This is a genomic window from Pseudobutyrivibrio sp. OR37, assembly GCF_900113655.1.
GTDB lineage: Bacteria > Bacillota > Clostridia > Lachnospirales > Lachnospiraceae > Pseudobutyrivibrio.
Genome location: NZ_FOQF01000025.1, coordinates 32,034 through 52,877 on the forward strand (window position 1 = coordinate 32,034; position 20,844 = coordinate 52,877).

17 protein-coding genes are annotated in these 20,844 nt (G+C 42.2%); 15 read left to right on the forward strand and 2 right to left on the reverse strand.

From position 1 onward, the window contains the following. The first annotated feature begins 7 nt into the window (after positions 1 to 7). Together BM097_RS11855 and BM097_RS11860 are read left to right on the forward strand one after the other, a co-directional pair. Positions 8 to 703, forward strand: coding sequence for an MgtC/SapB family protein (locus tag BM097_RS11855; RefSeq protein WP_090549937.1), 696 nt, complete (start codon positions 8 to 10; stop codon positions 701 to 703). Between the two features lie 27 nt (positions 704 to 730). After that, entirely contained in the window at positions 731 to 2,308 is a 1,578-nt protein-coding gene (locus BM097_RS11860) for a helicase HerA-like domain-containing protein (RefSeq protein WP_090549940.1), read from the forward strand. Between the two features lie 48 nt (positions 2,309 to 2,356). Here the strand turns inward: BM097_RS11860 and BM097_RS11865 are convergent, their stop codons facing one another. After that, positions 2,357 to 3,139 (reverse strand): biotin--[acetyl-CoA-carboxylase] ligase, encoded by a 783-nt coding sequence (locus BM097_RS11865; RefSeq protein WP_090549943.1) that lies wholly within the window; start codon positions 3,137 to 3,139, stop codon positions 2,357 to 2,359. A 201-nt stretch (positions 3,140 to 3,340) separates the two neighbouring features. Between BM097_RS11865 and leuB the strand changes: the two genes are divergently transcribed. From leuB to BM097_RS11930, 13 genes are all read left to right on the forward strand, one after another. Next, positions 3,341 to 4,432 carry a 3-isopropylmalate dehydrogenase gene (gene leuB / locus BM097_RS11870; protein WP_090549946.1) on the forward strand — a complete coding sequence of 364 codons (1,092 nt, stop codon included), beginning with the start codon at positions 3,341 to 3,343 and terminating at the stop codon, positions 4,430 to 4,432. A gap of 133 nt (positions 4,433 to 4,565) precedes the next feature. Continuing rightward, the gene (gene ilvD / locus BM097_RS11875; protein ID WP_090549949.1) at positions 4,566 to 6,236 is read left to right on the forward strand and encodes a dihydroxy-acid dehydratase; all 1,671 of its coding nucleotides are present in this window, start codon (positions 4,566 to 4,568) and stop codon (positions 6,234 to 6,236) included. Positions 6,237 to 6,254: 18 nt separating this feature from the next. Further along, positions 6,255 to 7,925 (forward strand): biosynthetic-type acetolactate synthase large subunit, encoded by a 1,671-nt coding sequence (gene ilvB, locus BM097_RS11880; RefSeq protein ID WP_090549952.1) that lies wholly within the window; start codon positions 6,255 to 6,257, stop codon positions 7,923 to 7,925. 24 nt (positions 7,926 to 7,949) lie between these two features. Next, positions 7,950 to 9,032 (forward strand): 3-phosphoserine/phosphohydroxythreonine transaminase, encoded by a 1,083-nt coding sequence (gene serC / locus BM097_RS11885; RefSeq protein WP_090549955.1) that lies wholly within the window; start codon positions 7,950 to 7,952, stop codon positions 9,030 to 9,032. Continuing rightward, positions 9,032 to 10,195, forward strand: a complete 1,164-nt coding sequence (locus BM097_RS11890) for a phosphoglycerate dehydrogenase (RefSeq protein WP_090549958.1) — start codon at positions 9,032 to 9,034, stop codon at positions 10,193 to 10,195. Before serC ends, BM097_RS11890 begins: the two co-directional genes overlap by 1 nt. Before the next feature lie 98 nt (positions 10,196 to 10,293). Beyond that, positions 10,294 to 11,166, forward strand: coding sequence for a mechanosensitive ion channel family protein (locus tag BM097_RS11895; protein WP_090549961.1), 873 nt, complete (start codon positions 10,294 to 10,296; stop codon positions 11,164 to 11,166). A gap of 12 nt (positions 11,167 to 11,178) precedes the next feature. Next, a complete protein-coding gene (locus BM097_RS11900; protein ID WP_242944708.1) occupies positions 11,179 to 14,091 on the forward strand; it encodes an insulinase family protein in 2,913 nt (970 codons plus the stop codon). 132 nt (positions 14,092 to 14,223) lie between these two features. Continuing rightward, on the forward strand, positions 14,224 to 15,135 hold the full coding sequence (era, locus tag BM097_RS11905; RefSeq protein WP_090549969.1) for a GTPase Era: 912 nt from the start codon (positions 14,224 to 14,226) through the stop codon (positions 15,133 to 15,135). Between the two features lie 3 nt (positions 15,136 to 15,138). Continuing rightward, positions 15,139 to 15,864, forward strand: a complete 726-nt coding sequence (gene recO / locus BM097_RS11910) for a DNA repair protein RecO (protein ID WP_090549973.1) — start codon at positions 15,139 to 15,141, stop codon at positions 15,862 to 15,864. After that, the gene (locus tag BM097_RS11915; RefSeq protein WP_090549978.1) at positions 15,861 to 16,634 is read left to right on the forward strand and encodes a hypothetical protein; all 774 of its coding nucleotides are present in this window, start codon (positions 15,861 to 15,863) and stop codon (positions 16,632 to 16,634) included. Before recO ends, BM097_RS11915 begins: the two co-directional genes overlap by 4 nt. A 15-nt stretch (positions 16,635 to 16,649) precedes the next feature. Next, entirely contained in the window at positions 16,650 to 18,047 is a 1,398-nt protein-coding gene (locus BM097_RS11920) for a glycine--tRNA ligase (protein WP_090549981.1), read from the forward strand. 36 nt (positions 18,048 to 18,083) lie between these two features. Further along, positions 18,084 to 18,731: a hypothetical protein gene (locus BM097_RS11925; RefSeq protein ID WP_090549984.1), complete on the forward strand. Its 648-nt coding sequence runs from the start codon at positions 18,084 to 18,086 to the stop codon at positions 18,729 to 18,731. A gap of 18 nt (positions 18,732 to 18,749) precedes the next feature. Next, entirely contained in the window at positions 18,750 to 20,393 is a 1,644-nt protein-coding gene (locus BM097_RS11930) for a putative manganese-dependent inorganic diphosphatase (protein WP_090549985.1), read from the forward strand. Positions 20,394 to 20,581: 188 nt separating this feature from the next. On the opposite strand, the gene BM097_RS11935 is transcribed toward BM097_RS11930, so the two are convergent. Further along, positions 20,582 to 20,776, reverse strand: coding sequence for a hypothetical protein (locus BM097_RS11935; RefSeq protein ID WP_090549988.1), 195 nt, complete (start codon positions 20,774 to 20,776; stop codon positions 20,582 to 20,584). Positions 20,777 to 20,844 lie beyond the last annotated feature (68 nt).

Genomic DNA, 20,844 nt, shown 5'->3' on the forward strand with positions numbered 1-20,844 from the left:
GGTGTTTATGGTAAATACGATATTTGATTACTTAGAGGGAATGAGCGATGGAGCAGTAGCAATCCGTCTGATTTTAGCGACCTTTTGTGGAAGCTTAATTGGATGGGAGCGTGTGGTTAGACGCCACAGTGCTGGCATCCGCACATTCTCTCTTGTTAGTTTAGGCTCTGCAGTTGCAACGGTATTGAATATTTATTTATCATACCTGCCTGATTTAAATGCAGATGTTAGCCGTATTCCTGCGGGAGTTGTAAGCGGCATCGGATTTCTTGGTGCCGGCACAATCATTGTGACTGGCCGTAACCAGATTAAAGGTCTTACCACTGCGGCTTCCCTTTGGGTGGCATCCTGCATGGGAATGGCCTTTGGAGCTGGCTATCTGTTTGTAGGATTAGTATGCTTTGTACTGGTAATGACAGCCAATGTGATTTTGGTACATGTCAGTCAGAAGGTGGAAGAATACAGCCGTTATGTCAGCGTATATGTTGAGGTGGAGGAGAACAACGGTGTGAAAAAGCTTAGAAAGAAATTTGCAGAGATGGGCTATCAAATCTCCAGCATGAACAAAACAAAGGATAAGACCTTGTTGGGCACTGACACCGCACTGATGATAGAGCTTGATTTCGGGGGGAGACATTCTCATCAGGAGCTTTTAGAAACACTTAACAATTTAGATTTTGTAAGCTATGTGGAAGAAGTATAGCAGGGGATATTTTATTGGAGGGTGATTATGATTAGAGATGGTAAAGTTTGGCTAGCAAACACTAAAGAGGGCGAACCAGTGTATATCTTGCCTAAGATGGCAAACAGGCATGGACTTATAGCTGGCGCTACCGGCACAGGAAAGACTATCACTCTTAAGGTGATGGCGGAGTCATTTTCAGATATGGGTGTACCAGTTTTCCTGGCTGATGTTAAGGGCGATATTGCTGGCATGATTAATCCTGGCAAGGACAGCGAGGATATGCAAAAGCGCATCACAAAATTCGGCTTGGCCACCCAGGGGTTTGAATATCACAAATATCCAGTTACCCTGTGGGACGTGTTTGGTAAAAACGGTATCCAAATCCGCACTACCATCACAGAAATGGGGCCATTGCTGCTTTCAAGAATCCTTGATTTGAACGAAAATCAAAGCAGCATCCTTTCTATTATTTTTAAGATTGCCGACGAAAGCAATCTTGCCCTGATTGACACAAAGGATTTAAAGGCCATGTTAAATTACGTGGCAGATAATAATAAAGATTTCGAGGATGATTACGGAACTCTTAACAAGCAAAGCATCGGCGTTATACAGCGTGCAGTAGTGGCACTTGAAATGGCTGGTGGAGACCAGTTCTTCGGTGAGCCTGCAATAGATATCCGTGACTGGTTCACGGTAGGCGAGCAGGGCAGGGGCATGATTCACATTTTAGACAGCCAAAGCCTTATCAACAATGGCACACTTTATTCCACCTTCCTGCTGTGGATGCTTTCAGAGCTTTTTGAAACCATGCCAGAGGTGGGAGATTTGGACAAGCCAAAGATGGTATTCTTCTTTGACGAGGCCCATCTGCTTTTCAAGGACACACCAAAGCCACTTTTGGATAAGATAGAGCAGGTAGTTAAGCTGATTCGCTCAAAGGGAATTGGCATATATTTCGTAACACAAAATCCTAGGGATATTCCTGATGGGGTTTTGGCGCAGCTTGGAAACAAGGTGCAGCATGCCCTTCATGCTTACACACCTTCAGACCAAAAGGCTGTTAAGGCAGCAGCAGATTCATTCCGTGAGAATCCTGCCTTCAAAACAGCTGATGTAATAGAAGCCCTTGGAACAGGCGAGGCAGTAGCATCCTTCCTTCAGGAGGATGGCACACCAGCAGTGGTGGAGCAGGTTGATATTTTGCCACCTCAGTCACAGATGGGAGGAATCTCGGATTCAGAAAGAGATGCTGCAATTAAAGCCAGCCTTCTTTATTCTAAATATGCTAATGGCTATGATGCCGAATCGGCTTTCGAGCTGCTTGCCAGAATGGGAGTCGAAAAGGCAGAAGCAGAGGCTAAAGCCAAGGCTGATGCAGAAGCTGCAAAGGCTGCCGCAAAGGAACAGGCCGCCGCTGAAAAAGCAGCTGCCAAAGAAGCAGAAAAGGAAGCTAATCGCAGAAAGCGAGCAGCAAAATCTGTAGGAACTACTGTGGCAGGAACTGTTGGCCGAGAGGTTGGCAAGAAGGTGGGCAAGCAGCTAGGCGGAAAGTTCGGTCAGACACTTGGCGGCAACACAGGCGCCCAGCTGTTTAGAGGAATATTAAATACATTGTTAAAGTAAAGAATATGCTAAAAATGAAAGGGCCGCAGCAGAAGCTGTGGCCTGATTTTATTTAACGATTCTATTGTATATTTCAGCAATCAGCTGATTCTTGGAAACACTGGCCTGTCCTGGCTTAAACAGCGAGCCTACAATATCTTGAAGCTCTTTTGGAAATGCTGACAAATCAGAATCAAAGTTTATTCCGATGCCTACAACAATCCACTGAACCAGTCCCGAATCAAATTCCGTGCCGGCTTCAGTAAGGATGCCGCAGATTTTTTTGCCATCTACGAATAGGTCATTGATAGGCTTGATAGCAGGCTTGACCTTGCAAAGCTGTTCAATAGATTGGCAAACAGCGCTTCCAACCTGTAGTGTAATATCATCTGGCTTAAGGCTATCAAGCTTTTCAGGTGATAATATGATGCTCATATAGATGCCGCCTTTAGGAGAGTAAAAGCTATGATCCTTACGCCCCCTGCCAGTGCCCTGAGTATTGGCTACAATAAGAGTACCATGCTCGGCCCCAGCGATAGCCATTTCCTTTGCCAGCTTGTTGGTGGAATCCACCGTATCATATATATGAAATTTATCTATCAATCCATTATCCTGGCTGCCAGATGTTATATAGGAAGCAATGCCCTGGGCAGAAATAATATCGTTATCTTCTCCAAGCATGTAGCCCTTATTGCTAACTGCTTCTATTTTATATCCAGCCTTGCGAAGCTCATTGATGGCCTTCCAAATGGCATTTCTCGAAAGCCCAAGCTGGGATGCGATAGCTTCCCCAGAGATATATTCTGTTTTGTTATTCTCCAATAATTCTAAGACCTTGTCCTTTGAACTCATTTATGTCTCCTAAGTATTTATGTGATTAGTAATATTATTTTTGCACTTTAAAGTGGTAAAGTTTACTAAACTCTCCATATATATATTAGAAGTATTTATGCTATTTTGTCAAAGTTATTAAAAAGATGTGGTAATTCTTGAATTTCACACTTTAGTGCGATAAACTATTTAAAATGGTTTTTATAAAGGGAAGGGATAATCATGACTTACAACATTGGCGTAATCAAAGGAGACGGAATTGGACCAGAGATAGTAACCGAGGCGGTAAAAGTGCTTGATGCCATCGGCACTAAGTTTGGTCATCAGTTCAATTATACTGAGATTCTTATGGGAGGTTGCTCAATCGACGCTACAGGTGAGCCTCTTACAGATGAGGCAATAGCGGCGGCAAAGGCCTCTGATGCAGTGTTGATGGGTTCAATAGGTGGCAACACATCTACCAGTCCATGGTACAAGCTACCAGCAGATAAGCGCCCAGAGGCAGGCTTGCTTAAGCTTAGAAAGAGCCTCAATCTTTTCGCAAATCTTAGACCAGCATATTTATATGAAGAATTAAAGGAAGCGTGCCCACTTAGGGACGATATCATTGGAGAGGGCTTCGACATGATGATTATGCGAGAGCTCACTGGTGGTCTATATTTTGGAGAGCGTTCCACAAAAGAAGAAAATGGTCAGCTTGTTGCCAGAGATTCTCTTACATATTCAGAAACTGAAATCAGACGTATTGCAAAGCGCGGCTTTGATATTGCCATGAAGCGCAGGAAAAAGGTTACATCTGTTGATAAGGCCAACGTGCTAGATAGTTCACGTCTTTGGAGAAAGATTGTTGAGGAGGTAGCAGCAGATTACCCTGAGGTTGCCTATGAGCACATGCTTGTTGATAACTGCGCAATGCAGCTAGTCAAGGACCCAGGCCAGTTCGATGTAATTCTTACAGAGAACATGTTCGGAGATATTTTAAGCGATGAAGCATCCATGGTTACCGGTTCCATCGGAATGCTGTCATCTGCATCACTTAATGATACAAAGTTTGGACTTTACGAGCCATCAGGCGGCAGCGCCCCTGACATCGCAGGAAAGGGCATCGCCAATCCGATAGCCACAATCCTATCCGCAGCCATGATGCTTCGCTACAGCTTCGACCTAGACGCTGAAGCAGATGCCATCGAAGCGGCAGTAAAGCAGGTGCTTAAGGACGGCTACCGCACCATCGACATCATGCCCCGCGACGGCAGCACCGTAAAGCAGGTAGGCACCGTGGAGATGGGAGACTTGATTGTAGAAAGACTATAAAAAGGCTTCGCCCCTTGGGGGGAGAAGCTGTCACCGCAGGTGACTGATGAGGGGGGATATAAATGAGACCCTCATCCGTCTGCTTCGCATCCACCTTCCCCCAGAGGGGGAAGGCTATGAAAGGAGTCAACAAATGAGAAGTGACAATGCTAGAGCTGGCATGCAGCAGGCGCCAGCGAGAAGTTTGTTTAATGCACTGGGATTTACCCCAGAAGAAATGAAAAAGCCAATGGTTGGTATCGTATCCTCGTACAACGAAATCGTACCAGGCCATATGAATATTGATAAGATTGTGGATGCCGTAAAGCTAGGCGTAGCCGAAGCAGGCGGTGTTCCAGTAGTTTTCCCGGCAATCGCCGTATGTGATGGTATTGCCATGGGACACATTGGAATGAAATATTCCCTTGTAACACGTGATTTAATTGCAGATTCAACAGAGTGTATGGCACTTGCACATCAGTTTGATGCACTTGTTATGGTTCCAAACTGTGACAAGAACGTGCCAGGACTTCTGATGGCAGCAGCCCGCCTTGATCTTCCTACAGTTTTTGTATCAGGCGGCCCAATGCTTGCAGGCCATGTAGGTGGTCAGAAGCGTTCACTTTCTTCTATGTTTGAGGCAGTTGGTGCTTATGCAGCTGGCACAATGACAGAAGAGGATGTTGAAAATTACGTAGAAAATGTTTGCCCTACCTGCGGAAGCTGCTCAGGTATGTACACAGCCAATTCCATGAACTGCCTTACAGAGGCACTTGGAATGGGTCTTAGAGGAAACGGTACAATCCCAGCAGTTTACTCAGAAAGAATTCGTCTTGCAAAGCACGCTGGTTACGCTGTTATGGATATGTATAACAAGGGCATCACAGCTCGTCAGATTATGACAAAGGATGCAATCCTTAACGCCCTTACAGTAGATATGGCACTTGGATGCTCTACCAATTCAATGCTTCACCTGCCAGCTATCGCTCATGAAATCGGATTTGATTTCGATATCGAATTTGCAAATCCTATTTCTGAAAAGACTCCAAACCTTTGCCATCTTGCACCAGCAGGTCCTACATACATGGAAGACCTTAACGAGGCAGGCGGTGTGTGGGCTGTTATGAAGGAGCTTGCAGATATCGGCTTACTTAACACAGATTGCATGACAGTTACAGGAAAGACTGTTGGAGAAAATATTAAAAATGCAGTAAACAGAAATCCAGAGGTAATCAGACCTGTGGACAATCCATATACAAAGACTGGTGGACTTGCAGTCCTCAAGGGAAATCTTGCACCAGACGGTTCTGTTGTAAAACGAAGCGCAGTAGTGCCAGAGATGCTTGTACACGAAGGTCCAGCCAGAGTGTTTGACTCAGAGGAAGATGCTATCACAGCCATAAAGGGTGGCAAAATCGTAGAGGGAGATGTAGTAGTCATCCGCTACGAAGGACCAAAGGGTGGCCCAGGTATGAGAGAGATGCTTAATCCTACATCAGCTATTGCTGGTATGGGACTTGGCTCATCAGTTGCCCTCATTACAGACGGACGATTCTCAGGAGCCAGCCGTGGAGCTTCCATCGGACATGTTTCCCCAGAAGCAGCCGTAGGCGGACCAATCGCCCTAGTAGAAGAAGGCGACATCATCGCCATCGACATACCAAATTACACCATGACACTAAAGGTAAGTGACGAAGAACTAGCTGCCCGCAAAGCAAAATGGCAACCACGTGAGCCTAAGGTTACAACAGGCTACCTAAGAAGATACGCAGCACAGGTTACTAGCGGCAACCGCGGAGCAATCCTTCGTACACCGGAATTATAGAGGACTAGGAGATTATATATGTTATTAAACGGTTCAGAAATAATTATAGAATGTTTAAAGGAGCAGGGAGTGGATACAGTTTTTGGGTATCCAGGCGGTGCAATCCTTAATTTGTATGATGAGCTTTATAAGCATCAGGATGAGATTCATCATGTGCTTACCAGCCACGAGCAGGGCGCAGCTCACGCAGCAGATGGCTATGCCCGTTCAACAGGTAAGGTAGGTGTGTGCCTTGCAACTAGCGGCCCTGGAGCAACAAATCTGGTGACAGGTATAGCTACGGCCCACATGGATTCTGTTCCAATCGTTGCGATTACCTGTAACGTTGCAGTGCCTTTGCTTGGAAAGGATTCCTTCCAGGAGATAGATATCACTGGCATCACAATGCCTATCACAAAGCATAATTTTATTGTGAAGGATATCAAGGATTTGGCAGAGACAATCCGCCGTGCATTTACTATTGCACAGTCAGGTCGCTCAGGTCCAGTTCTTATTGATGTGCCAAAGGATGTTACAGCTCCTTCTAATAAATGTGAATATATGCCAATGAAGCCTATCCCAGTAGGTAGAGTAAAGAAAAACATTACTCCAGATGCAATCGCTCAGGCTATCAGCATGATTAAGAAGGCTAAAAAGCCAGTGATCTTCGTTGGTGGTGGTGCAGTTCTTGCAAATGCAGCAAAGGAATTAAAGAAGTTTGTAGAGCTTGTTGATGCACCAGTTTGCGATACTCTTATGGGAAAGGGCGCATTCAACGGAACAGATGAAAAATACACAGGAATGCTTGGAATGCATGGCTGCAAGGCTTCAAATCTTAGCGTTTCTGAATGCGATTTGCTTATCGCTGTTGGAACAAGATTTTCTGATAGAGTTCTTGGCAATCCAGATAAGTTTGCCAGCAATGCAAAGATTCTTCAGTTCGATGTTGATCCAGCAGAAATAAATAAAAATATTTTGACAGACCACGCTGTAATAGGCGATGTTAAAGAGATTTTATCTAGAATTAACAAGGAGCTTGACCAACAAAAGCATGATAAGTGGGTGGAACATGTTAAACAGCTTTCAAATGATAATCCACTTACCATTCCCCAAAATGGTCTTTCAGGTCAGTTTATTGTAGCTGAAACCTATCGCCAGACAAAGGGTGATGCAATCATCACCACAGAGGTTGGCCAGAATCAGATGTGGGCTGCTCAATATTATAAATTCAAAAAGCCACATCAGCTGCTTACATCAGGCGGTCTTGGAACCATGGGCTACGGCCTTGGTGCTGCTATCGGTGCGGCAACAGGAAACCCTGATAAGAAAGTAATCAATATTGCTGGTGATGGTTGCTTCAGAATGAATATGAATGAGATGGCAACAGCTGCTAGAGAGAAGCTTCCAATCGTGGAAATCATTATCAATAACCACGTGCTTGGAATGGTTCGTCAGTGGCAGACCATCTTTTATGAAAAACGCTATTCTGCAACAGTTTTAGACGACGGGGTAGATTATGTAAAGCTTGCAGAGGCGATGGGGGCTAAGGGAATCAGAGTTACAACTCAGGAAGAATTCAAGTCGGCACTTAAGGAGGCACTGTCCTCCGAGAGCCCAGTGCTCATTGACTGTATCATCGATTCAGATGACAAGGTATGGCCAATGGTAGCACCGGGAGCACCTATTAACGAATTCTTTAATGAAGATTAACCTTAGACAAAGGAGAAAAGAGTAATGAGTAGAGTTTACAATTTTAGTGCAGGACCAGCAGTTTTACCAGAAGAGGTATTAAAGGAAGCAGCAGAGGAGATGCTTGATTACAGAGGATGTGGAATGTCTGTAATGGAGATGAGCCACCGAAGCAAGGTATTTGATGAAATCATCAAAGAGGCAGAGGCTGATATTCGTACACTTATGAACATCCCTGATAATTACAAGGTATTGTTCCTTCAGGGTGGCGCCAGCCAGCAGTTTGCAGCAATTCCAATGAACCTTATGAAAAATAAAAAGGCTGGCTATATCATCACAGGTCAGTGGGCAAAGAAGGCTTTTGCAGAAGCAAAGATGTACGGCGAGGCTGTAGAGCTTGCTTCATCAGCTGACAAGACCTTCAGCTACATTCCAGACTGTTCCGACCTTCCTATCACTGATGATATGGATTATGTTTACATCTGTGAAAACAATACAATCTACGGTACTAAATTCAAGACTCTCCCAAATACAAAGGGAAAAGATTTGGTAGCTGATGTTAGTTCATGCTTCTTATCTGAGCCAGTTGATGTTAATAAATACGGCATCATCTATGGCGGCGTACAGAAGAACGTAGGACCAGCAGGTATGGTTATCGTAATTATCCGTGAGGATTTAATCCGCGACGATGTACTTCCTGGAACACCTACCATGCTTAAGTACAAGACACAGGCAGACAATGACAGCTTGTACAACACACCTCCATGCTACGATATCTATATTTGCGGCAAGGTATTTAAGTGGTTACTCAAGAATGGCGGCCTTACAGCAATGAAGGCACTCAACGAGAAAAAGGCCAAGATTCTTTATGATTATCTTGATTCTTCAAAGCTTTTCAAGGGCACTGTTAGAAAGGAAGACCGTTCTTTAATGAACGTGCCATTCGTTACAGGCAACGAAGAGTTAGACGCAAAGTTTGTAAAGGAAGCTACAGCAGCAGGCTTCGTAAACCTTAAAGGCCACAGAACTGTAGGTGGTATGCGTGCATCTATCTACAACGCTATGCCTATCGAGGGTGTAGAAAAGTTGGTTGAGTTTATGCGTAAGTTTGAGGAGGAGAATGCCTAATGTTTACATATAATTGTTTGAATCCGATTTCAGATAAGGGACTAGTTAATTTTTCTACAGATTATAAAAAGGTTGAGACTATCTGCGAAGCAGATGCATGTCTTGTACGCTCTGCAGCAATGCATGACATGGAGCTTGGCAAGAATCTTAAGTGTATTGCCAGAGCAGGCGCAGGCGTCAACAATATTCCTCTTGTAAAATGTGCAGAGGAAGGTATCGTTGTATTCAACACACCAGGTGCCAACGCAAACGGTGTTAAGGAGCTGGTTTTTGCTGGAATGCTTCTTGCAAGCCGTGACATCGTAGGTGGTATAGAGTGGGTTAGCGAAAACAAGGATGATGAGAACATCGGAAAGACTGCAGAGAAGGCTAAAAAGGCTTTCGCAGGAACAGAAATTGCAGGCAAAAAGCTGGGCGTAATCGGCCTTGGCGCAATCGGTGTTAAGGTGGCCAATGATGCAACACGTCTTGGCATGGAAGTACTTGGCTTCGACCCATACATTTCAGTAAATGCCGCATGGAATCTTTCACGTAATGTAAAGCACGTTACAAACGTTGAAGATATCTACAAGGAATGTGATTTCATTACAGTTCACGTTCCACTTACAGATACAACAAAGGGAATGATTAATAAAGAAGCTGTTCAGGCTATGAAAAAGGGTGTGGTTATTCTTAATTTTGCTAGAGACCTTCTTGTAGATGAGCAGGCTGTTTTAAATGGAATTGATTCTGGTAAGATTCGTAAATACGTTACAGATTTTGCAAATCCTACAGTTGCTGGCAAGCCAGGGGTTATTTGCACACCACATCTTGGTGCATCAACAGAAGAGGCAGAAGATAACTGTGCAATAATGGCTGTTAAAGAAATCATGGATTACATGGAAAATGGTAACGTTACCCATTCTGTTAATTATCCTGATTGCGATATGGGTGTTTGCAAGGCAGAAAGCCGCGTGGCTATCCTTCACAAAAACAAGGCAGGTATGATTGCTGCATTTACATCTATCCTTAGTAAGGAAAATGTAAACGTAGAAGACATGACCAACAAGAGTCGCGGAGATTTCGCATATACACTTCTTGATTTAGGAAGCAAGCTTTCTGACCAGGTTATTTCAGAGATTGAGCAGGTTGACGGAGTAATCAAAGTTAGAGTTGTAAAATAGCATAAAAAGCCTTAAAGACGGTGGGAATCCACCGTCTTTTTTCATGATTGATAATGTGCTATAATGGTTAAGATTGTAAAAATGGGAGGATTGTCGGTATGGAAACCATGGAGACAGTTACAGCGGAAGAATTAGTGGACGATATTCAAAAGGGTGTTTTCCAGCAGCAGCTAGAAAAACTCATCCCAAAGTTTTGGAGTTTTGGCTGGAGCGTCGTTTTAGCCATAATAGTATTTTTCATTGGCTCTAAAATAATAAAGGGTATCATTAAGCTGTTTCACAAAACAATGGATAGGCATGATTTCGACCCAGGCGTTGAGACCTTCCTTGAATCTGTTATCAGATGGATTTGCTATATTATTCTTATCACTATCATTTTAGGCTTATTCGGTGTTACTACAGCCTCTATTTCAGCAGCAGTTGCAGGCCTAGGTGTTACCATCGGTCTTGCTTTGCAGGGAGCTTTATCAAATTTCGCAGGTGGTATTTTAATACTTCTCATGCATCCCTTCAGAGTGGGAGACTACATCATAGAGCACGCTACAGGCCAGGAGGGCACAGTAGAAAAAATCAACATCATTTATACTACACTTAAAATGCTAGATGGCCGCTTGGTTCAGATTCCAAACGGTACACTTTCTGCGGCATCACTTACCAATTGCACTGCCCAGGAGTATCGTTTATTCAACGAAACTGTCGGAATCAGCTATGACAGTGATATTAAAAAAGCTAAAGAGATTTTAAAATATATTGCAGAAAACTGCCCACACAAGCTGGATAATGTACCTGTTCAGGTGTTTGTTTCAGAGCTTGCAGACAGCGCAGTTATGATTGGACTCAGATTCCCAATCGATATTGATCATTTCTGGGAAGAGAAATGGAACACACTAGAGGAAATAAAGAATAGATTCGACAAATCCGGCATCGAAATCTGCTTTAATCAGTTGGATGTACATATAAAGGAAAAATAGAAAGGCACAATTTTGAACAAGTCGTACGAATTACTTAAAGAGGAAAAGCTTGAGGGCCTTGATTCCCTTGGCTTTATATTTGAACATAAGAAAACAAAAGCACGTATCTGCTTTATATCAAACGATGATAATAACAAAGTTTTTTATATAGGCTTTAGGACACCACCAAAGGATTCCACTGGCGTAGCCCACATCGTAGAGCACACTGTTCTTTGTGGCTCCGATAAATATCCAGTGAAGGACCCATTTGTAGAGCTTGTAAAGGGAAGCTTAAACACCTTCCTTAACGCAATGACCTACCCAGACAAGACAGTTTACCCTATCGCCAGCACCAACGACGCAGATTACATGAATCTTATCGATGTTTACATGGATGCAGTTTTCCATCCAAACATCTACAAGTATCGTGAAATCTTCGAGCAAGAGGGTTGGCACTATGAAATGGAAAACGAAGATAGCGATTTAACTATCAATGGCGTTGTATATAACGAAATGAAGGGTGCTTATTCATCACCAGATGATGTGCTTTCACGCCAGATTCTTAATTCACTATTTCCACATACAACCTATGCCATCGAATCAGGCGGTGATCCAAAGGTAATCCCTAATCTTACCTACGAGGATTTCCTGGCATTCCACAGCAAATATTATCACCCTAGCAATTCCTACATTTATGTATATGGTGATGTGGATATCGATGAGCTTTTAGAATATTTAGACACCAAATATCTACGCTACTACGATTACCTGGAGGTTGATTCTGAAATTAATATGGAGCCAGCCTTCGAAAAGCCAGTAGAAATCACAGTAGATTACCCAATCGGCGCCGACCAGGACACAGCCAACAATGCATATCTTTCTTATAATGTATGCATCGGCGATGTACTTGACCCTAACATGTACAGGGCCTTCGATATTTTGAATTACGCCCTTGTTTCTGCACCAGGTGCACCTCTTTACAAGGCCTTGATTGACGCTGATATAGCCGAGGATGTAGAATGTTCATTTGAGTCCTCTCAAAGACAGATGTATTTCTCTGTCGTTGCCCGTGGTGCAAATGAAGAGGACAAGGACAAATTTGTTAATATAATCGAATCCACTCTTAAAGAGCAGGTTGCAAAGGGCATCGATAAAAAGACCTTGTTCGCCTCTATCAATGGCGAACAGTTCCGTGCCAGAGAGCTTGATTTTGGTAGCGCACCAAAGGGACTTATTATCGGTCTGCAGCTTCTTGATAGTTGGCTATATGATAAGAACACACCATTCTTACATTTGCATGCCGTAGATACACTCGAAAAAATCAAATCAAGAGTTAATAATGGATTTTTTGATAACATCACAGATGTATATCTTTTATCCAACAATCATAAATCTATCGTTACACTTCGTCCAAAGCAGGGACTTACAGCTGCAGATGACGAGGCATTAAAGAAAAAGCTGGCAGACATTAAGGCGTCTCTTTCAAAGGAAGATATCAAGAAAATTGTTGAGCATACAGCTTACCTTAAGGAGTATCAGCAGACTCCTAGCTCAAAGGAGGATTTGGCAAAAATCCCTATGCTTAGCAGGTTCGACCTTACCAGAGAGGCAAGGCCAATCGATTTGGAGGTTTATGATGAGGATGGCACTACCATTTTGCATCATAAGGTAAGCACCAATGGAATTCATTACTTTAATATGGTATTTGATATTTCAGATTTACCACTTCAGGCGGCGCCTTATGTATCATTGCTAGAGCGTTTCCTTGGATTGATGGATACAAAGAATTACACCTACACAGATTTCACTAATGAAATGTATCTACACACAGGTGGCATTACTACCAATTCTGCAGTCCATGAGATATACGGTCAGCATGATAAATACAAGATAACCTTTGAGGTTCGTTCTAAATTTATATATGATGAGGCTGATGCCGCCAAGGATTTAGCCTTAGAAATGATTTGCAATACAATCTTTTCAGATGAAAAGCGTTTAAAGGAATTAATCACAGCCGAAAAATCTCACATGGAATATATACTTAACACCAAGGGCAATTTGGTGGCAGCTACAAGAGCTCGCTGTGGTTATTCAAAACGTGCGAATATTTCTGATATGGGAAGCGGAGTTGGCTTCTATCGATTCCTTAAGGACATCGAAGAAAACTTTGATAGCCGAAAAGAAGAAATTATATCTACACTTAATAATATGTGCAAAATCGTTTTTGCCAAGGATAGATTACTTATTTCATCAACAGGCAAGGCAGAAGTACTTAGCCAATCCAGAAGGCTTGTACAGGATATCAAGCCACAGCTTACTCAGGAAAAGCTCTCATTCCAGGGCGAAGACACATTTGTCATCCATCCAGTAAAGGAAGCTTTAAAGGATGCATCACAGATTCAGTACGTTGCCATGGCTGGGGATTTTGTTAAGGAAGGATTTAATTATAATGGAGCTTACAAAATCCTTAACACAGTCTTAGGCTACGATTACTTTTGGATAAAGGTAAGAGTTCAGGGTGGCGCTTATGGCTGCAATATGAATTCCAGCCGCCAGGGAGATATGGTATTCGTTTCATATCGTGATCCAAATCTTTCAGAGACCTTAAAGGTATTTGAACAGACAGGCGATTATCTTAGAAACTTCGAAGCCGACGAACACGATATGACAAAATATATTATAGGTACTGTCAGTGGCATGGACACTCCACTCACTCCATCCCAGCGAGGCTTGCGTGGACTTAATTGCTACCTGTCAGGTATCGACTATGATATTATTCAAAAGACTCGCGACGAAGTACTAGATGCCACCGTAGAAGACATCCGTGCCCTGGCCGCACCAGTAGACGCCGCCATGTCACAGCGTTACATCTGCGTTGTCGGCAATGAGTCAGTTATCGAGGGCAATAAAGACATATTTAATAATATAGAGAGTTTATATAATTAATTTAGGAAGTGTGCCCTCATCAGTCAGCTGCGCTGACAGCTTCCCCCAAAGGGGGAAGCCTAAAAAGCCTTCCCCCTCTGGGGGAAGGTGTCGCCGCAGGCGACGGATGAGGGTGTATCTAGAGGTATTAGAATGAGTGAGAATTTTAAATCAGGTTTCGTTACTATAGTGGGCCGCCCAAACGTAGGCAAAAGCACTCTTATGAACCACATCATTGGTCAGAAGATTGCCATCACAAGTAACAAGCCACAGACCACAAGAAACAGAATCCAGACAGTATACACAGATAGTGAAAAGGGACAGATTGTATTCCTTGACACACCTGGTATGCATCAGGCTAAAAATAAGCTTGGTGAATATATGATGTCTGCTGCCAAAAGCACTGTAAATGATGTGGATTTAGTATTATGGCTGGTAGAGCCTGATACAAAGGTAGGAGCAGGAGATAAGAAAATCGCAGAATTGCTTGCTACAGTTGAGACACCAGTTATTCTTGTTATTAATAAGATTGATATGGCTGATGGTGCCAAGGTAGGCGAGTCTATTTCTGCCTATAAGGATTTGTGCGATTTCGCAGAGGTAGTTCCTGTATCAGCTCTTCATGGTGAAGGCTGCGAGGATTTACTTTCTACTATATTTAAGTATCTTCCAGAAGGCCCAGCCTTCTACGATGAAGAAACAGTTACAAATCAGACTCTTAGAGAAATCACAGCAGAAATCATCCGAGAAAAATCACTTCACGCTCTTAACGATGAGGTACCACACGGTATCGCCATCATGATTGATAGCATGAAGGAGAGAAATGGTGGTAAGCCAATGTGGGATATCGAAGCTACTATCGTTTGCGAAAAGAATTCCCATAAGGGCATTATTATAGGAAAGGGCGGTGCTATGATTAAAAAAATCGGCACCAACTCACGTTACGAAATCGAAAGACTTCTTGATGCCAAGGTTAATCTTAAGCTTTTTGTTAAGGTTAAAAAGGATTGGCGAGACAGCGATTTCGAGCTTAAGAATTTTGGTTACAAAAAAGAGGATTTATAATAGATGGGACTAGTTACCTTAACAGGACTTGTGCTTTCTAGCTCCGATGTGGGAGAATTCGATAAGAGACTTGTTATCCTTACTAAGGAAGCAGGCAAAGTCACTGCTTTTGCAAAAGGGGCAAGGCGCCCTAATAATTCAATGATTGCAGCCTGTTCTCCATTTTGCTTTGGAGTGTTTGATGCATTCGAGGGACGAAATTCCTACCATCTTAGCAAAGCTAATATTTCCAATTACTTTAGGGATTTAGTGATGGATTATGATAAGGTTTGCCTTGGCTCCTATTTTTTGGAGGTTGCAAGCTTTTTATCTGTAGAAGGTGGCGATGAAAAGCTTAGGCTGGCACTTTTATATCAAAGCCTCAAGGCATTGGAATCGGGCAAATTCAGTCACAGGCTATTAAAGGATATCTACGATTTAAAGACCTGGGTGATTGATGGCGAGTATCCTAATGTATTTTCTTGTATGCTTTGTGGAAAGAAGGAAGATTTATCCACATTTTCAATAAAGCACCATGGAACATTGTGCAAAAGTTGCGGAAATTTAGAAGCAGGTGTTAAAATTTCCACTTCAACCCTCTACGCAATGCAATTTATTGTTTCCTCTACCATTGAAAAGTTGTATACTTTTGTGTTGAATGGAGAAACTGAAGAAGAATTGACTAGAATTTTGGACGCTTATAGATTAAACTATAGGTCGCACAAATATAAGAGCGAGGAATTTTTATGACAAACTATAAGTCAAGGACGACAGGAATGCGCTCTAGAAATAACGGGGCACGTCCTAGACCAGGAGTAGCATCAAGAGAGCTACAGGAGGCCAGAAGAAGAAAAAGACAAAGAGAGGTTATGCGTAACCGCATTATCTTTGGTACATGCCTGTTGGCATTCGCATTACTTCTTATATTTATAATTGTTAAATTAATAGGCTTGGCTCTAAACGCAGGTAAGTCTTCCGATACATCCACCCTTACCTTCGCAGCAGATGGAAAGGTTGTATTTGAGGAAGTAACAGATTTCGATACAGATACCTATTCTAAATCAGAGCTTAAATCCTACACAAACGATTTAATCAAAAGCTTCAACGATACCTACGGCTCTAAGGCAATCAGTCTTGATAAGCTTAGGGTAAAGGGCGACAAGGCATATCTTAAGACTACCTACAAGGATGCAGATTGCTACAGCGCCTTCACTTCATATACTACATATAATGCATCATACACAGATGCAGTTGAGGCTGGATACGATTTTGGTGTGTTATTCTCACAGGTAGCAGATGATAAGCTTTTAGAAGCTGGTGTTATAAATGCAGATACAGAATTTGCAGATTATAATGTAGCTATCGTTAATGAAAATATCACAGTTACAGTTCCAGGAGATATTGCATACGTATCAAATGCTGATGTAGAACTTATCGATTCAGATACAATTACCATTTCACAGGCAGATGGAAATTCAGATGCCACAGATATGGTTTATATAATATATAGTACTAAATAGAAGGGAATATATATCATGGAAAAAACAATGGACAAAATTATTGCTCTTGCAAAAGCCAGAGGCTTTGTATATGCAGGATCAGAAATCTACGGTGGTCTTGCGAACACTTGGGACTATGGTAACCTTGGTGTAGAGCTTAAGAACAATGTTAAGAGAGCATGGTGGCAGAAATTTGTACAGGAAAACCCATACAATGTTGGTGTTGACTGTGCTATTCTTATGAATCCACAGACATGGATTGCATCAGGTCACCTTGGTTCATTCTCAGATCCTCTTATGGATTGTAAGGAATGTCATGAGCGTTTCAGAGCTGATAAAATCATTGAGGATTTTGCAGCTGAAAACAACTTTGAGCTTAAGTCTTCTGTAGATGGCTGGAGCAAGGAAGAGATGAAGGAATTCATCGAAAGCAACAATGTTCCATGTCCTACATGTGGAAAGCACAATTTTACAGACATCCGTGAGTTCAACCTTATGTTCAAAACATTCCAGGGTGTTACAGAGGATGCTAAGAATACAGTTTACCTTCGTCCAGAAACAGCACAGGGTATTTTCGTAAACTTCAAGAATGTACAGCGTACATCACGTAAGAAGGTTCCATTTGGTATTGGCCAGATTGGTAAGTCATTCCGTAACGAAATCACACCTGGTAACTTTACATTCCGTACTCGTGAGTTTGAGCAGATGGAGCTTGAGTTCTTCTGCAAGCCTGGTACACAGGATGAGTGGTTCCAGTACTGGAGAAGCTTCTGCCGTGATTGGCTTGTTAGCCTTGGCATGAAAGAGGATGAGATGCGTCTTCGTGACCACGATCCAGAGGAGCTTTCATTCTACTCAACAGGTACTACAGATATCGAGTTCTTATTCCCATTTGGTTGGGGCGAGCTTTGGGGTATCGCTAGCCGTACAGATTACGACCTTACACAGCACCAGAATGTTTCAGGTCAGGATCTTACATATTTTGATGATGAGCTTAACGAAAAGTATTTACCATACGTTATCGAGCCATCACTTGGCGCAGACCGTGTAGTACTTGCATTCCTTTGCGCAGCTTATGATGAGGAAGAAATCGGTGATGAAAATAGAAGTGATGTTCGTACAGTTCTTCACTTCCATCCAGCACTTGCACCAGTTAAGATTGGTGTGCTTCCACTTTCTAAGAAGCTTAATGAAGGCGCTGAGAAAATCTTCGCAGAGCTTTCTAAGAAGTATAATTGTGAATTTGACGACAGAGGAAATATCGGTAAGAGATATCGTCGTCAGGACGAAATCGGTACACCATTCTGTATCACATACGATTTCGATTCAGAAGAAGATCATATGGTTACAATTCGCCACCGTGATTCTATGGAACAGGAGCGTATCGCAATTGCTGATTTGGACGCTTACTTTGCAGATAAGTTTACTTTTTAAACTTAACGAATTGAAAAACTTTGGAGGAGACATGCTATGGAGAAATCAAAATTAGAAGGCAAGACGGTAGATTACCGTGAGCTAGAAAACACAATGCCTTCTGAACTCGGGGAAGATTTGCTTTTAGAGCAAATCGATGCCTTCCGTGAGAAGGCAACACAGCTCCAGCAGTTAATAGCTCAAAAGGAACAAAAGGCTGCAGAGCTAGAAGCATTAGTTAAAGAGAAAGAAGAAATAAATGTTATGCTACAGGATGAGCTCTCTAAAAAGCAGCAGGAGGCTGATACTCTCGTTGCCGATGTAGAGACTCAGGTAGATAGAATGATGCAGGTTGTTAAAAACAACATGGATCAGTTAGAGGTAGATATTAAAGGTCAGGTTAGTGGTAACCAGCAATCATACGAGGAACACAGTAGAAATCTTCAGGATACACTTAAGAGTGTTTCTTCAGGACTTGATTCTATCCAGAGCGAGCTTTCAGAAAAGACTCACTCAGAATCAGTTCATTTATATCGTTTGATTCAAGATTTACTTAAAGAACATGACAACAGCGAAGAGCAGGCACTTAAGGCAGTAGAGCACTACAAGTCCTTAAAGAAGCTTTCTGTTGTCGTTATAGTATTATTGGTACTTTCACTTGGTTTATCAGCTGCTTCATTTATTCTTTCTTTAGGTATTATTTAGAATTAAAATGGAGGAATTATGCCGAAGTCAGTTTATATTATCGGTCACAAAAATCCAGATACAGACAGCATTTGTGCAGCAATAGGGTATTCTTATCTTAAGAACGCTCTTAGTACTGGTGAAAATTATGTCCCAAAGAAGGCGGGCTCACTCAATGAGGAGACTCGTTATGTATTAAATCGTTTCAATATTCCAGAGCCAGAGACAGTTACAGACGTAGGTGCTCAGCTTAGCGATATTGAATACAGACAGTTAGAGGGAGTTAGTGGACATATCTCTCTTAAGAAGGCATGGGAGACTATGCTTGATAAAAACGTTGCAACCCTTCCAGTTGTAGGACAGACTGGTAAGCTTGAGGGTGTTATCGTAAACGGAGATATTGCTTATTCATACATGGATATATATGATAACAGCATCTTATCTCGTTCACGTACTCAATATTCTAATATTATTGGAACTCTTAATGGTAGACTTGTTACAGGTAACCCACACGCATATTTCGTAAAGGGTTCTGTAGTTATCGCATCAAGCAGCCGTGAGGAGCTTATCGATGATATTAAAAGAGACGACCTTGCCATTGTTGGTAACATTACAGCTCGTCAGCTTATCTGTATTGAAGCAGGCTGTAGCTGCTTGATAGTTTGTGGAACAAGCAAGGTAGAAAAGGAAGTAGAAGAGCTTGCTGAAAAGAATCAGGTAGTTCTTATCACTACAGAATTTGATACATTTACAGTTGCAAGACTTATTCATCAGGCTATGCCTATCCGTCAGTTCATGCAGAAGGATGATATTATCAGCTTCGAGCTTGACGATTATGTTGATGAAGTAAGAGAGGTAATGAAATCTGTTAGACATCGAGATTTCCCAATCCTAGATGAAAACAGACATTACATCGGAATGGTTTCTAGACGTCTTCTTTTAAATATGGAGAAGAAGAGAATCATCCTTGTTGACCACAACGAAAAGTCACAGGCTGTTGATGGAATTGACCAGGCTGAAGTATTAGAGATTATTGATCACCATAGATTAGGTTCATTGGAGACAGTTTCTCCTATCTTATTTAGAAATCAGCCTTTAGGTTCTACAGCTACTATCGTTACACTTATGTATAAGGAACGTGGCGTAGAAATCCCTAAGGACATAGCAGGTATCCTTTGCTCAGCTATACTTTCTGATACATTGATGTTCAGATCACCTACATGTACACCTACAGATGAATCACTTGCAAGAGAGCTTGCAGAAATCGCAGGTGTAGATGTTACAGAGCTTGCAACATCTATGTTTGAAGCAGGTAGTGATTTCAAGGATCGTACAGCAGAGCAAATCTTCCACCAGGATTACAAGATTTTCTCTAGTGGCGAGACAAAGTTTGGTGTAGCTCAGGTTAGCTCAGTATCACGCAGCCAGCTTAATACAATCAAGGACGATATCAAGTCATACATGGATACAGTTCTTGAATCAGCTAATTTGGATGCAGTATTCGTAATGCTCACAGATATTCTTAACCAGACAACAGAGCTTTTATTCGTAGGTTCTGATGCAGACAAGATTATCGCAGATGCATTCCGCATGCCAGTAGCTACTGATAGCTATATGCTCGAGGGTGTTGTTTCCCGCAAGAAACAGCTCATTCCACCTATCATGGAATCCCTTCAGGAATAGAATTAATAAAAACTATGACCTTTTTGTGAAAAACGGTCACAATGCATTTTAGATGTTATAATAGGTGTTACATGAAAGCAAACGCTTGAATGTAACGCCTTTTTTACTTTATAGGAAATTTCTCCTTCGGAGAAATCTTGAACTAAAAAGGCCCGCGCGGAGGCGGGCATGAAAACAAGAAGTATTACTTAGAAGATATAAAAACCTTCTGCACCTACTTCATCTTCTGGATCAAAATCATCATCTTCAAGGAAATAGTGCATATCTAATAAATCATCATCGCTCATAGCTTTGATGTCAGATGCCGTCATTCCTTCAGGTGGATTTTGGATATATTTAGTTCTTATTTCATCTACAGGATTGTTGTTACTAATAAGAATCACCTCCAAGCTTTTTAATGATTTTAACACTTGGAGAAAGATATAGGAACCTATCCAGCTTTAGCCCAAGC